The organism is Proteus sp. fly-1008, assembly GCF_040140305.1.
In the GTDB taxonomy this organism is placed as follows: Bacteria; Pseudomonadota; Gammaproteobacteria; order Enterobacterales; family Enterobacteriaceae; genus Proteus; species Proteus vulgaris_B.
Window position 1 is genome coordinate 223692 of record NZ_JBEEWH010000003.1, and the last position, 12793, is coordinate 236484.

Genomic DNA, 12793 nt, shown 5'->3' on the forward strand with positions numbered 1-12793 from the left:
AAGTTAATGGTTACAGGTTACGTTTATTTTTTTGCCACTTCGATTATCACATTCGCTACACGCTCTGTGGCATCCGTAATCGCAACACTTTTTGCTTTTTCTGCCATCGCTAACAATGTTTCTCTATCCCACTGCTTCAGGGTTTGTGCAATGACTTCTGGAGTTAAATCATTTTGCTCGATAATCCGTGCAGCCCCTGCTTTTTCTAATGGCAGGGCATTCCAATATTGCTGCCTATCTTTGTGCTGGAAGGGAACAAAAATAGCGGGTAATCCCGCAGCGGCAATTTCACTGACGGTTAATGCACCTGAACGGCATACAACAACATCAGCCCATTGGTAAGCTTGCGCTATATCATCAATAAATTCAGTAACTTTATATTCAGATTTAACTGAATTTTTTGCTAATTCATTCTGATAGCGTGTTTTTGTATCACTTTCGCCACCTTTTCCAGCTTGATGCCAGATTGTAACATGTTCACCAAGCAAACCAGCGACCACCGGCAAGGTATGATTTAAAATTCGAGCTCCTTGGCTACCACCAATAATCAACACACGAATGGGACCGGATCTTTCTTTTAATCGTACCGATGGCGCTTCAAGCGCTAACACATCTTCACGTACAGGATTCCCAACAATAGGCGCTTTAGGAAATGCACCAGGAAAAGCCTGCAATACACGTTTAGCAATCTTGGATAGCCAACGATTGGTTAATCCAGCAATCCCATTTTGTTCATGTAAAATAACAGGAATGCCACACATCCAAGCTGCTACACCACCTGGGCCAGAAACATAACCGCCCATACCAAGTACAGCATCAGGTTGATAACGTTTCATAATGGTACGCGCCTGAAAAATAGCTTTAATAATACGAATTGGCGCTGCTATTAATGCTTTAATACCTTTACCACGTAAGCCAGAAATGCGAATAAATTCAATATCAATACCGTGTTTGGGTACTAAATCAGCTTCCATTCTATCCGCCGTTCCTAACCATCGGATTTCCCAACCTTGGGATTGTAGATAATGAGCAACAGCTAGCCCGGGGAATACGTGTCCGCCCGTGCCACCAGCCATTACCATTAAACGGCGTCTACGCTCGCTCATTTTGGGCTCCTTACAAACGCCTGAGCTTGTGCTAGACGTGTTTCATAATCTATTCGTAACAACATCACGATGGCTGTTGACATAATAATCAAACTTGAACCACCGTAACTAATAAGAGGAAGAGTTAATCCCTTCGTTGGTAACATGCCTGCTGCCGCGCCTACATTGACCAATGATTGGAATGTAAACCAGATCCCGATTGAACACGCTAAAAAGCCTGAAAAGCGTTGATCGAGCATCAATGCACGTCGCCCAATTTGCATCGCGCGAAAAGCGATGAAGAATACCATTAAAAGCACTAAAACCACACCGATATAACCAAGTTCTTCTGCCAAAATGGAGAAAATAAAGTCGGTATGTGCTTCTGGTAAATATTCCAGTTTTTGTACGGAGTTTCCTAAACCTTGCCCAAGCAAATCGCCTCGGCCAAATGCCATCAAAGATTGCGTTAATTGATAACCACTACCAAATGGATCTTCCCAAGGCTCTAAGAAAGAAGTGATCCGGCGAACACGATAAGGTTCAACAATGATAAGCATAACCACAGCGGCAATACCTGAACCGATAATCGCTAAGAATTGCCAAATTTTAGCACCCGCCAAAAATAAAAGTGCCAATGTGGTAACAAACAACACGACCACGGTACCTAAGTCTGGCTGCAATAACAGTAAAACAGCCAGCACTAACATAACACCCATAGGTTTACAGAAACCCCAAAAGTTGTTTCTGACCTCTTCAACTTTTCGAACTAAGTAGCTAGATAAGTAACAAAATAAAGCCAGTTTTGATAATTCAGCAGGTTGAAAGTTTAAGGGACCCACAGCAATCCAACGTGAAGCACCATTAACCGAACTTCCGACGCCCAATACCACTAATAAAAGTAGTATTGAACCAAACAGCATTAAACTGCTATAACGTTGCCAAATTGCCATAGGAATACGCATAGTGACTAACGCAATACAAAACGCCACAATAAGGTAAATCCCATCACGCTTTGCAAATAAGAAAGGATCTTCTGCAAGTCGTTGACCAACTGGCATTGAAGCTGATGTCACCATGACAAAACCGATAACCGCTAATCCGAAAGTAAACCAGAGCAAAGTGCGATCATACGGTACAAACGCCGTATTCTCAGTTTGATAACTGCCCACTAACCACTGTTTTAGTCTTCGCATTGCGAATATGCTCATCAGCCAAGCTCCCTTGCCAAGCGTGCAAATTCATCGCCACGTTGCTCAAAACATTTAAATTGATCTAAACTTGCGCAAGCAGGTGAAAGCAACACCATATCCCCGGGTTTAACAGTAGGGGCTAATGCACGCATTGCCTCTTCCATTGTCACAGTTAATAAAGAGACATCTGGCCGTAAACTTGCTAGGGCTTGCCCGTCTTGTCCAAAGCAATAGAGACGAATATTGCCGCCACTGATATAAGGCAATAAAGCAGTGAAATCGGCTGATTTTCCATCGCCTCCTAATAAAAGATGCAATGTACCTTCGACGTCTAAGCCACGAAGGGCTGCTTCTGTGCTACCGACATTAGTTGCTTTAGAATCATTTATCCAACGTACATTTTGATGTGAATAAACTAATTGAAAACGGTGAGCCAAGCCGTGATAGTTTTTCAGTACTCCCAATCCCGCTTTACGTGTGATCCCTACCGCATCAGCAAGTGCCAATGCTGCAAGTCCATTGGTATAATTATGCTGTCCTGAAAGATACATTTCGGACGTTGAAAGAACTTTTTCACCTTTTACTTTTAAGACGCGGTTCGTGTTATCAAGCTGATAATCGCCTTGTCCTACACCAAAGCTGACACAACGGCCATCTTTACCCGCTAAAGGTAATGTGAGTGTGTCATCTTGGTTATAAACGTAGGTATTGGCATTATCATAGATACGTAATTTCGCTTCACGGTATTGTTCCAATCCTAATGGATAGCGATTCATATGATCTTCGCTAATATTTAAGACTGTTGCCGCTGCCGCTTTTAAACTATATGTGGTTTCTAGTTGAAAACTTGATAGTTCTAATACATAAAGATCATGAGGCTCAGTTAGTAAAGTCAGTGCAGGAACACCTATATTCCCCCCAACACCAACACGAATGCCATCCGCTTTTGCCATTTCACCCACAAGCATTGTGACTGTGCTTTTACCGTTAGAGCCTGTGATAGCCACAATAGGTGCTTTTGCTTCGCGGCAAAATAGTTCAATATCCCCCACAATTTCGACACCATAACTTGCAGCTTCAACAAGCTCAGGTGTCGAAAGGGCAATACCAGGACTTGAGATAATTAAATCTGCATCATTAAGCCATGCTTGGTGAAAACTGCCTGTATGATATTCAACGTCAATAGGAAGCTTATCTAAGCCTCCTGGTTTTTGGCGCGTATCAATCACTTTAGGTGTAACACCTTGACGGATAAAAAAGTCAACGCAGGAAAGGCCTGTTATTCCAAGCCCAACAACAACGACTTTTTTTCCCTGATAATTTGCCATCTTAACGTACCTTTAACGTCGCCAGACCAATTAGTACTAACATCAGCGATATAATCCAGAAGCGGACAATAACACGAGGTTCAGGCCAGCCTTTTAATTCATAATGGTGATGAATTGGGGCCATGCGGAAAATACGTTGACCACGTAATTTAAATGAACCGACTTGCAAAATAACGGAGAGTGTTTCAACAACAAACACACCGCCCATAATCACTAATAAGAATTCTTGACGTAATAACACAGCAATCGTACCTAGCGCGCCACCCAATGCGAGAGAACCAACATCTCCCATAAAGACTTGCGCTGGGTAAGTATTAAACCAAAGGAAACCTAAACCCGCACCGACGATGGCAGTACAGACAATCACTAATTCGCCAGCATGCATTAAATAAGGAATTTTCAAGTAGCTTGCAAAATTAACGTTACCAGTCGCCCATGCAACCAAAGCAAATCCGGCTGCCACAAAAACGGTTGGCATTATAGCTAAGCCGTCTAAACCATCCGTTAAGTTAACGGCGTTACTGGTTCCTACAATGACAAAATACGCCAATAAAATATAAAGCATGCCTAATTGAGGCATAACATCTTTAAAGAATGGAACGACTAGCTGTGTTGCAGGTGTATCTTTACCAATAGCATACATACTAAATGCAACGACTAACGCCAACACGGATTGCCAGAAATATTTCCAACGTGCGATCAAGCCTTTGGTATCTTTACGAACGACTTTGCGATAATCATCAACAAAGCCAATGACGCCATAACCAATTAAAACCAGCAGCACACACCAAACATAGGGGTTGTCTAATCTTGCCCATAGTAGTGTGGAAATGGAGATAGAGAACAGGATCATAATCCCGCCCATTGTTGGTGTACCACGTTTGCTAAAGTGAGACTCTGGCCCTTCACTACGAACCACTTGCCCAATTTGCATTTTTTGTAACCAAGCGATGAGGTGAGGCCCCATCCACAAAGCAATAATTAATGCCGTCAATAAACCAACAATCGCCCTGAATGTCAGATAAGAAAACACATTAAAAAATGTATGGTATTTAACCAAATATTCGGCTAGCCAAACTAACATTCAAAGCACTCCTTTAATGCGTTCACGATATCTTCCATCGCGGAGCTTCGTGAACCTTTTACTAAAACTGAAACAACATCATGCTGCTGTAATAATGGAATTAATTGAGCAAGTAAGTCGGCTTTAAATGTAAAATGCTGACCACCTTGGTTTTCATCACTAATAAAGTGACTGTGATCCCCTACAGTAAATACACTATCAATCCCTGCATTGTGTGCAAAACGCCCCACATCGCGGTGACATTTCTCTGAGTCTTTACCTAACTCAGCCATATCACCTGCAACAAAAATCTTATATCCCGGCAATTGTGATAAAACTTGTAAGCCCGCGATCATCGAACCATCGTTCGCATTATAAGTATCATCTAGCACCATTTTTCCTGTGGTTAACTCCACAGGGTACAATCTTCCAGGTACCGCTTTTAATGTCGATAACCCAAGGCGAACCGCATCAAGCGTTGCACCTGCTGAAAGTGCCAGCGCACTGGCAGCTAAAGCATTGGCAATATTATGACGCCCCGGCAATGGAAGAGTGACTTCAACACAACCTTCTGGTGTATGTAAGGTGAAGTTAGTGGTGAATTGCTTAACAGCGATATCCGTCGGATAAAAATCCGCATTGCTTTGAGCTGATAAAGAGAAAGACCATTGCGTTTGACGCGCATTAAAATGGCGTTTCCATAGAGGTAAGCCATTACTATCAAGATTAATAATGGCTGTACCTTGCTCTTTTAGATGAGTAAAGATTTCGCCTTTTGCTTGGGCAATGCCTTCAAGTGAGCCAAAACCTTCAATATGAGCAGAAAAGAGATTATTTACCAAGGCGCTATCTGGTTTAACCATATCCACGGTATAGGCAATTTCACCAATATGGTTTGCACCTAGCTCAATAACAGCAAAACGATGCTCTGGTGTTAAACGAAACAGTGTTAGTGGCACACCAATATCGTTATTTAAATTACCGTGGGTATATAAAGTTTCACCACAATGACGCAAAATTGAAGCCGTCATTTCTTTGACGGATGTTTTTCCTGAAGAGCCTGTTAATGCCACAATTTTAGCATTGCTCAGTGAACGGATATGAGTAGCAACCGCCCCCATTGCCAAACGGGTGTCTTTCACAATGATTTGCGGACAATCAATATCAATTTCACGATTGACCAATACAGCAACAGCGCCCTTTTCTTTAACATCAGCGATAAAGTTATGCGCATCAAAACGCTCACCCGCTAATGCAATAAAGAGGCAATATTCATCGATATTGCGACTATCTGTAGAAATTGACTTAATCGTTAGCTGATTAGCTTGGCTTTGAGCAATATGACTCAACTTACCATCAGTGACTTGTGCAATGATTTCGAGTGATAAAGGGATCATGCTATCACCCCCAATAACCGTGCAACGGTTAATCTATCCGAATAATCAAGGCGACGTGAACCGACTAACTGGTAATCTTCATGCCCTTTACCCGCGACTAAAATCATATCATTAGCGTCGGCTTGCATAATCACGTTAGTCACTGCTTCTGCTCGACCTTCAATAGCAATTGCACGACCAGGATCCATTAAACCAGAAAGAATATCTTGAATAATGGCTTGTGGCTCTTCACTACGTGGATTGTCATCAGTAATAACAACTTTATCTGCTAATTCTTCTGCAACTGCACCCATTAGTGGGCGCTTACCTTTATCTCTATCACCACCACAACCAAACACACACCACAATTTACCAGAGCAGTGTAAACGAGTGGCTTGGAGTGCTTTTTCTAGCGCATCAGGAGTATGAGCATAATCGACAATAACAGTAGGTCGATTATCAGCACTAAACACTTCCATTCGACCACAAACAGGAGTGAGTGCAGATGATGCCTTAATCACAGCATCTAATGGATATTCCAGCGCTAACAATGTCGCTAAAGCACATAATAGATTACTGACATTAAATGCCCCCATTAATGGACTTTCAATTTCTCCTTCACCCCAGCTTGAGCTAAAGCGAATAGTCGCGCCTTCATCGTGGTAATTAATGTCTGTTGTTTTAACAAAGCGGCCTTGCCAATTTACTGGCAATTTATTATCCATTGTCACTGCAACAGCGTCTGGCAAACGTGATAGCCATTTTTGACCAACAGTATCATCAGCATTAATGATTTTTTCACCACTATGATGTGTGGAGAACAGTAACCATTTTGCCTCTTCGTAATTTGCCATATCACCATGGTAATCAAGATGATCACGACTTAAATTGGTAAACACACTCGCCACAAAAGGTAAAGCGCTAACGCGACCTTGCACTAAGCCATGAGAAGAGACTTCCATCGCTGTAAATGTCGCGCCTTTATTTAATAGTTGTTGTAACTCTAATTGAATATCAACCGCAGAGCCTGTGGTGTTCATGGCTGGAACAACGTGACCTAATAGTCCGTTACCTACCGTTCCCATCACAGCACTGGTTTCGCCTAAACCTTGTGCCCACTGCGCTAACAATTGTGTTGTTGTTGTTTTTCCGTTAGTCCCAGTAACACCAATTAATTTCAGTTTTTCAGCAGGCTTATGATAAAAATATCCTGCTAATTTTGATAACTCAGCATTGAGATTATCAATATAAATAACAGGTATGCCGTGGCTTTCACGAATTTCACCATGCGTTGCAACATCTTGTGCTTCCGCTAATACCGCTGAAACACCTTGAGCAATTGCTTGAGGAATATAGCGTCTACCATCAGTTTCATGACCCTTAATGGCGATAAAAAGATCACCGCTTGCCGCTTTTCGGCTGTCGAGTGTCATGTCTTTGAGCATCAATGACGGTGCTTGTATCCCGAGTGCCCCTAATAGGTCACTTAAGTTAGGATCGGCCACTTGTATCCTCTTCTTTTTTAATTACAAATTCATTTTTATCGTCTGGCATCAATGCATCTGGTTCTACGTTCATTGTTCGTAAAACCGCGCCCATGATTGTGCCAAACACCGGTGCAGATACTGCGCCCCCGTAATATTTACCCGCTTTAGGTTCGTTGATTATCACAACCAACGCAAAACGTGGACGACTCGCAGGCGCAACACCCGCCGCATAAGAGATATATTGATTGATATATTTTCCGTCTGGCCCTACTTTTTTCGCCGTACCTGTTTTAATCGCAATGCGATACCCTTTAATAGCCGCACTTACACCACCGCCACCAGGCAATGCAACACTTTCCATCATATGCACGACAGTTTTCATTACTGGCTCAGGGAAGACTCGCGTTCCTGGTACAGGAGGATCAACTTTTGTAATTGAGAGAGGACGGTAAATACCAAAACTACCAATCGTTGCATAGACACGCGCTAGTTGTAACGGCGTTACCATTAGCCCATATCCGAATGAGAAGGTGGCCCTTTCAAGATCGGACCACCGTTGTTTTTTTATTGGAAATATGCCACTACTTTCACCAACTAGCCCCAAGTTAGTTGGCTTCCCGAATCCAAAACGTGAATAAACATCCACAAGTTCAGATGCAGGCATCGCTAACGCTAGTCTTGAAACACCAACGTTACTCGATTTCTGTAATATTCCTGTTATCGTTAGCTCATGATATAACGCTACATCTTTTATTTGATGTCCGTTAAGGCGATAAGGAATTGTATTAATAACACTATTTTCTTTAATGATATGATTGTTTAGTGCACTCATCACAACCATTGGTTTTACTGTAGAACCTGGTTCAAAAATATCGGTGATAGCACGATTACGCATCGCATCTTTAGGCGTTCCCGCTAAATTATTCGGGTTATAAGATGGACTATTCGCCATTGCTAATACTTCGCCTGTATTGACGTCAACTAAAACAGCAGTTCCAGATTCTGCTTTATTCTTGATAACAGCATTGGTTAATTCTCGATAAACCACGGATTGTAGGCGTTCATCAATACTTAACATCAAGTTATGAGCAGCTTGACTATCTGTTTGAGCAATATTTTCAATGACACGGTTGAAGCCATCCTTACGAACGACACGTTCACCAGGAGCACCGGTTAGCCATTGGTTAAAACTTTTTTCGACACCTTCAATGCCATCACCATCAATATTCGTTACACCAATAATGTGAGCAGTTACTTCACCCGATGGATAATAACGTTTTGATTCTTGGCGCATGTTAATCCCAGTAATTTTCAATTTACTAATATAATCACTAATTTCAGGATTAACTTGGCGAGCGAGATAGATAAAACGAGCGGAAGGTGCGGTAGCAATTTTCTGTTCGATTTGACTGACGGAGATTTTTAGTGCGTCAGCAAGCGCTAACCAACGAGAATCAGTCATATCTGGATTGGCATCTAATACAACTTTAGGATCTGCCCAAATAGCATACACAGGCACACTGACCGCAAGAGGTCTACCCATTCTATCGCTGATCATTCCTCTTGCAGTTGGGACTTTTTGTACACGTAAAGAACGCATATCCCCTTCACGAATAAGGGGATCTGGATTAATAATTTGTAAATAGGCAACACGGATTAATAGCGCGGCTAAAGCGATACCAATACCTGTGCAAAGCAACGCAAAACGCCAACTCACAAATCCTGTTTTTTCTTCAGGCTTGCGCAGTTTGGCATTTGACTTTGTCTTTGCTTTCGCTTTTGCCGAACGTGAAAATTTCATACGTGCCTTAATTATTTAGTAACCACAATGTTCTCTTTTGTTGGATCAACATGAACCATCCCCAAACTATCACTTGAAAAACGCTCTACTCGGCTATGATCGGCCAGTGCATTTTCTTCAAGAATGAGGTTGCGCCATTCAATATCCAATACATTTTTTTCCAGCACTAAACGCTCTTTTTCTGCTGTCAATAAACGTGTTTTGTGTGCTGTCGTCACGACATACACCGCAGAAATAATCACGGCTATCAGTAAACATACAGGTAACTTGCCATGACGCAGTAAATCCTGCCCTATAACTCCTGGTAGTGTGTGTCGTTCTGTAGACATTTATTCCTCAATACGTTGTGCTACACGTAATACAGAGCTTCGTGCCCGTGGGTTCTCTTCCACCTCTATACCTGTCGGTTTCATCTTGTGAATACTTGATAAGCGAGCACTTCCTAACTCTTTTATCTGAGCTTCTGTGAGTGGAATACCCGCTGGGACAACTGGCCCTTTGCTCTCATCACGAATAAACCGTTTTACTAATCGGTCTTCTAATGAATGGAAGCTAATCACAGATAAACGCCCTTCTGGCGCTAAAACTGAGACTGCACCTTTTAATGCTTTTTCAATTTCATCTAATTCGCTGTTAATATAGATTCGAATTGCTTGAAAGCTTCGTGTTGCTGGATGCTTATGACGTTCTTTTACTGGGCTTGCTTCACTAATTAAATCAGCTAACTGCTTAGTTCTAGTCAACGGCTCTTCTGTTTTATTACGAGCAACAATGGCACGCGCAATACGTTTAGCGAAACGTTCTTCACCAAATGTTTTCAGTACCCAAGTAATATCATCTTCTGTAGCTGTCATTAGCCATTGCGCAGCAGATTGCCCTGAAGTGGGATCCATACGCATATCAAGTGGTCCGTCTCGCATAAAAGAAAAACCACGTTCAGGATCATCAAGCTGAGGAGAAGAAACGCCCAAATCCAGCAAAACACCATCAATCTTCCCAGCTAAACCTAACTCATTGACATACTGTTCAATATTTGAAAAAGGCCCATGAACGATAGAAAATCGTGCATCATCTATTTCATTGGCAACTGCAATAGCTTGTGGATCTCTGTCTATCGCTATCAAGCGACCTTGTTCACCTAATTGCGATAAAATTAAACGGGAGTGGCCTCCGCGACCAAATGTTCCGTCGATATAGATACCTGAAGACTTAATGTTCAGGCCATTCACTGCTTCATCCAGTAGTACACTGGTATGGCTAAAATTATTTGTTGTCATTATTTAAAGTGATAAATCCAATAGTCGTGTCGATAACGGTTCCTGTGAGGTTTGCTCGGCAACAATGTCTTTTTCAATCTGGCTATACCAGACCTGTTCATCCCACAATTCAAATTTATTGAATTGACCGACTAACATGACCTCTTTGGTTAGCCCCGCATGCTGTCTTAGCGTGCTAGCTAGCAAAAGACGTCCTGCACTATCCATTTGGCATTCGCTGGCATGTCCTAATAACAGACGTTGTACTCGACGTTCGGCCGGGTTCATGGAAGACAAAGCCGCTAATTTTAACTCAATCTTTTCCCATTCAGGAAGTGTATAAAGCAATAAACACGGCTGATTGAGATCAATGGTACAAACCATTTGACCTTCAGAAATCTCACTCAGCGTTGTTCGATAACGGGAAGGAACTGTTATTCGCCCTTTGCTGTCAAGATTAACGAGTGTTGCTCCACGAAACATCCTCATTACCCTCAGCTTTATAATTTACACCACATTATCCCACAAATCCCCACAAATAGAGTTTACGGATGGTATGAAAACGTTGTCAAGCCAGATGTAGGAAGCTTTATTTATATTTACAGTAATATGATGAGCACACCGAAATGTTTAAATTATCAACAAAAAAGAAATAAGGATTATTAACACTATGATTAATAGCGGTTATTTTTCACTTTATATTTTTAATCACGAAAAGTAATTATTTATAACGATTACAAGGAAGAAAACCAGATAAAGAAATCATAATGAGTAAATGATAATTTTAATGATAAAAAACTAATTTATTGCAGTTCATTTACCTTTAGCCAACATAATCATTTGAGGGTGCTTTTATATAAATAAAAATAGAAAGGCTTAAAAAAATATTTCAATATCATGCAGATAGTTATTTATTTTCTTCTCACTTTCTCTAAAGTAAAATCTGTTATTTATTAAAGTTAAGCAATATCACTTATATGCATGTCAAAATTTAATCTAAAAACTTATGAAAATGAGGGAAATAGTAAAAAAAGGCTTAAGATTAATCTCAAATTTAATATTCTCTAAGCTATTCGACATTCTTTAATCAAATAAAGCATCCCCGTTTTAATTTAATAAAACAGGGATGAGTATAAATGCAGATAATTATGACAAAGCAATATCAAATTAACGTGCGCGTCCTAAACTGCCTCGGCGACATAAATCACGACGAATACGTGTAATTCCCGCTTGCGGTTTTTGTTCTTCTTCAAGACTGGCAAGAACAAGTTCTAATACACGTTCTGCAATATCACGATGTCGTTGAGCGACAGATAAAACAGGACATTCAAGGAAATCCAATAACTCATGATCACCGAAAGTCGCAATAACCAACTGTGTTGGTAAACGGCCACTTCGTTGTAATGTCACATCCATAACCCCTTGCAATAAAGCAAACGAAGTTGTGAATAATGCATCTGGCATTGGATTATTGTTTAGCCATTCTGAGAAAGCGGCAGCTGCAGCTTCTCGTTCATAGCTATTAGCGTAAAGGTAGGTTACTTCACGAGGATCATCTTTCCAAACACTACGGAAACCTTGTTCACGTAAAAAACTCACAGAGAGTTCAGGAAGGGCTCCTAAGTAGAGTACAGATTGCGAAGGAAAAGCTTTCAGTTCAGTTGCCAACATTTTGGCGTCTTCTAAGTCGTCACCAACAACGCTGATAAAATGCTCACTTTCTAATGCCCTATCCAGCGCGATAATCGGTAATGAGCGATTAGCCCAACGCTGATAAAAAGGGTGTTCTGGTGGCAATGCCGTTGAAACAATAATGGCATCAACTTGACGTTGTAATAAATGCTCAACACAACGAATTTCGTTGTCAGGTTGGTCTTCTGAACACGCAATTAACAACTGATAACCACGTTGGCGTGCTTGTCGTTCAAGGTAATTTGCGATCCTGGTATAACTGGTGTTTTCCAAATCAGGAATAACCAAACCAATAGAACGCGTACGACCAGCACGTAATCCCGCGGCAACAGCGTTCGGGTGGTAATTATGCTCTCTGACCACCGCCATCACTTTTTCAACAGTCTTGTCACTTACACGGTACTGTTTCGCCTTACCATTAATGACATAACTTGCTGTTGTTCGTGAAACACCAGCCAAGCGGGCGATTTCATCCAGTTTCACATTAGCCTCTTTTAATTATTAAATGTGTT

At 41.4% G+C, this 12793-nt stretch carries 11 protein-coding genes; all 11 read right to left on the reverse strand.

Annotation, left to right across the window (positions count from 1 at the left end; all coding sequences use genetic code 11):
* Positions 1 to 23: 23 nt before the first annotated feature.
* A complete protein-coding gene (gene murG / locus ABN256_RS07550; RefSeq protein ID WP_197268962.1) occupies positions 24 to 1106 on the reverse strand; it encodes an undecaprenyldiphospho-muramoylpentapeptide beta-N-acetylglucosaminyltransferase in 1083 nt (360 codons plus the stop codon).
* Complete coding sequence (ftsW, locus tag ABN256_RS07555; RefSeq protein WP_072069269.1) at positions 1103 to 2296, reverse strand: cell division protein FtsW; 1194 nt, start codon at positions 2294 to 2296, stop codon at positions 1103 to 1105. Before ftsW ends, murG begins: the two co-directional genes overlap by 4 nt.
* Complete coding sequence (gene murD / locus ABN256_RS07560) at positions 2296 to 3606, reverse strand: UDP-N-acetylmuramoyl-L-alanine--D-glutamate ligase (RefSeq protein ID WP_349439306.1); 1311 nt, start codon at positions 3604 to 3606, stop codon at positions 2296 to 2298. The genes ftsW and murD overlap by 1 nt, the downstream gene beginning before the upstream one ends.
* A 1-nt stretch (position 3607) precedes the next feature.
* The gene (gene mraY, locus ABN256_RS07565; protein WP_023581493.1) at positions 3608 to 4690 is read right to left on the reverse strand and encodes a phospho-N-acetylmuramoyl-pentapeptide-transferase; all 1083 of its coding nucleotides are present in this window, start codon (positions 4688 to 4690) and stop codon (positions 3608 to 3610) included.
* A complete protein-coding gene (gene murF / locus ABN256_RS07570) occupies positions 4684 to 6066 on the reverse strand; it encodes a UDP-N-acetylmuramoyl-tripeptide--D-alanyl-D-alanine ligase (protein ID WP_072069271.1) in 1383 nt (460 codons plus the stop codon). The genes mraY and murF overlap by 7 nt, the downstream gene beginning before the upstream one ends.
* On the reverse strand, positions 6063 to 7550 hold the full coding sequence (murE, locus tag ABN256_RS07575; protein WP_349439307.1) for a UDP-N-acetylmuramoyl-L-alanyl-D-glutamate--2,6-diaminopimelate ligase: 1488 nt from the start codon (positions 7548 to 7550) through the stop codon (positions 6063 to 6065). The genes murF and murE overlap by 4 nt, the downstream gene beginning before the upstream one ends.
* A complete protein-coding gene (gene ftsI / locus ABN256_RS07580) occupies positions 7537 to 9333 on the reverse strand; it encodes a peptidoglycan DD-transpeptidase PBP3 (protein ID WP_072069273.1) in 1797 nt (598 codons plus the stop codon). Before ftsI ends, murE begins: the two co-directional genes overlap by 14 nt.
* An 11-nt stretch (positions 9334 to 9344) precedes the next feature.
* A complete protein-coding gene (gene ftsL / locus ABN256_RS07585; protein WP_082151795.1) occupies positions 9345 to 9662 on the reverse strand; it encodes a cell division protein FtsL in 318 nt (105 codons plus the stop codon).
* A complete protein-coding gene (rsmH, locus tag ABN256_RS07590) occupies positions 9663 to 10610 on the reverse strand; it encodes a 16S rRNA (cytosine(1402)-N(4))-methyltransferase RsmH (RefSeq protein ID WP_349439308.1) in 948 nt (315 codons plus the stop codon).
* A 3-nt stretch (positions 10611 to 10613) separates the two neighbouring features.
* Positions 10614 to 11072: a division/cell wall cluster transcriptional repressor MraZ gene (gene mraZ / locus ABN256_RS07595; RefSeq protein WP_072069274.1), complete on the reverse strand. Its 459-nt coding sequence runs from the start codon at positions 11070 to 11072 to the stop codon at positions 10614 to 10616.
* 684 nt (positions 11073 to 11756) lie between these two features.
* On the reverse strand, positions 11757 to 12764 hold the full coding sequence (gene cra, locus ABN256_RS07600) for a catabolite repressor/activator (protein ID WP_072069275.1): 1008 nt from the start codon (positions 12762 to 12764) through the stop codon (positions 11757 to 11759).
* Positions 12765 to 12793: the final 29 nt, after the last annotated feature.

Bases quoted from the DNA above. Each gene is read 5' to 3' on its own strand.
- murD (WP_349439306.1), bottom strand. From the start codon at position 3,606: ATGGCAAATTATCAGGGAAAAAAAGTCGTTGTTGTTGGGCTTGGAATA.
- murG (WP_197268962.1), bottom strand. From the start codon at position 1,106: ATGAGCGAGCGTAGACGCCGTTTAATGGTAATGGCTGGTGGCACGGGC.
- murF (WP_072069271.1), bottom strand. From the start codon at position 6,066: ATGATCCCTTTATCACTCGAAATCATTGCACAAGTCACTGATGGTAAG.
- mraY (WP_023581493.1), bottom strand. From the start codon at position 4,690: ATGTTAGTTTGGCTAGCCGAATATTTGGTTAAATACCATACATTTTTT.
- ftsL (WP_082151795.1), bottom strand. From the start codon at position 9,662: ATGTCTACAGAACGACACACACTACCAGGAGTTATAGGGCAGGATTTA.
- ftsI (WP_072069273.1), bottom strand. From the start codon at position 9,333: ATGAAATTTTCACGTTCGGCAAAAGCGAAAGCAAAGACAAAGTCAAAT.
- mraZ (WP_072069274.1), bottom strand. From the start codon at position 11,072: ATGTTTCGTGGAGCAACACTCGTTAATCTTGACAGCAAAGGGCGAATA.
- ftsW (WP_072069269.1), bottom strand. From the start codon at position 2,296: ATGAGCATATTCGCAATGCGAAGACTAAAACAGTGGTTAGTGGGCAGT.
- rsmH (WP_349439308.1), bottom strand. From the start codon at position 10,610: ATGACAACAAATAATTTTAGCCATACCAGTGTACTACTGGATGAAGCA.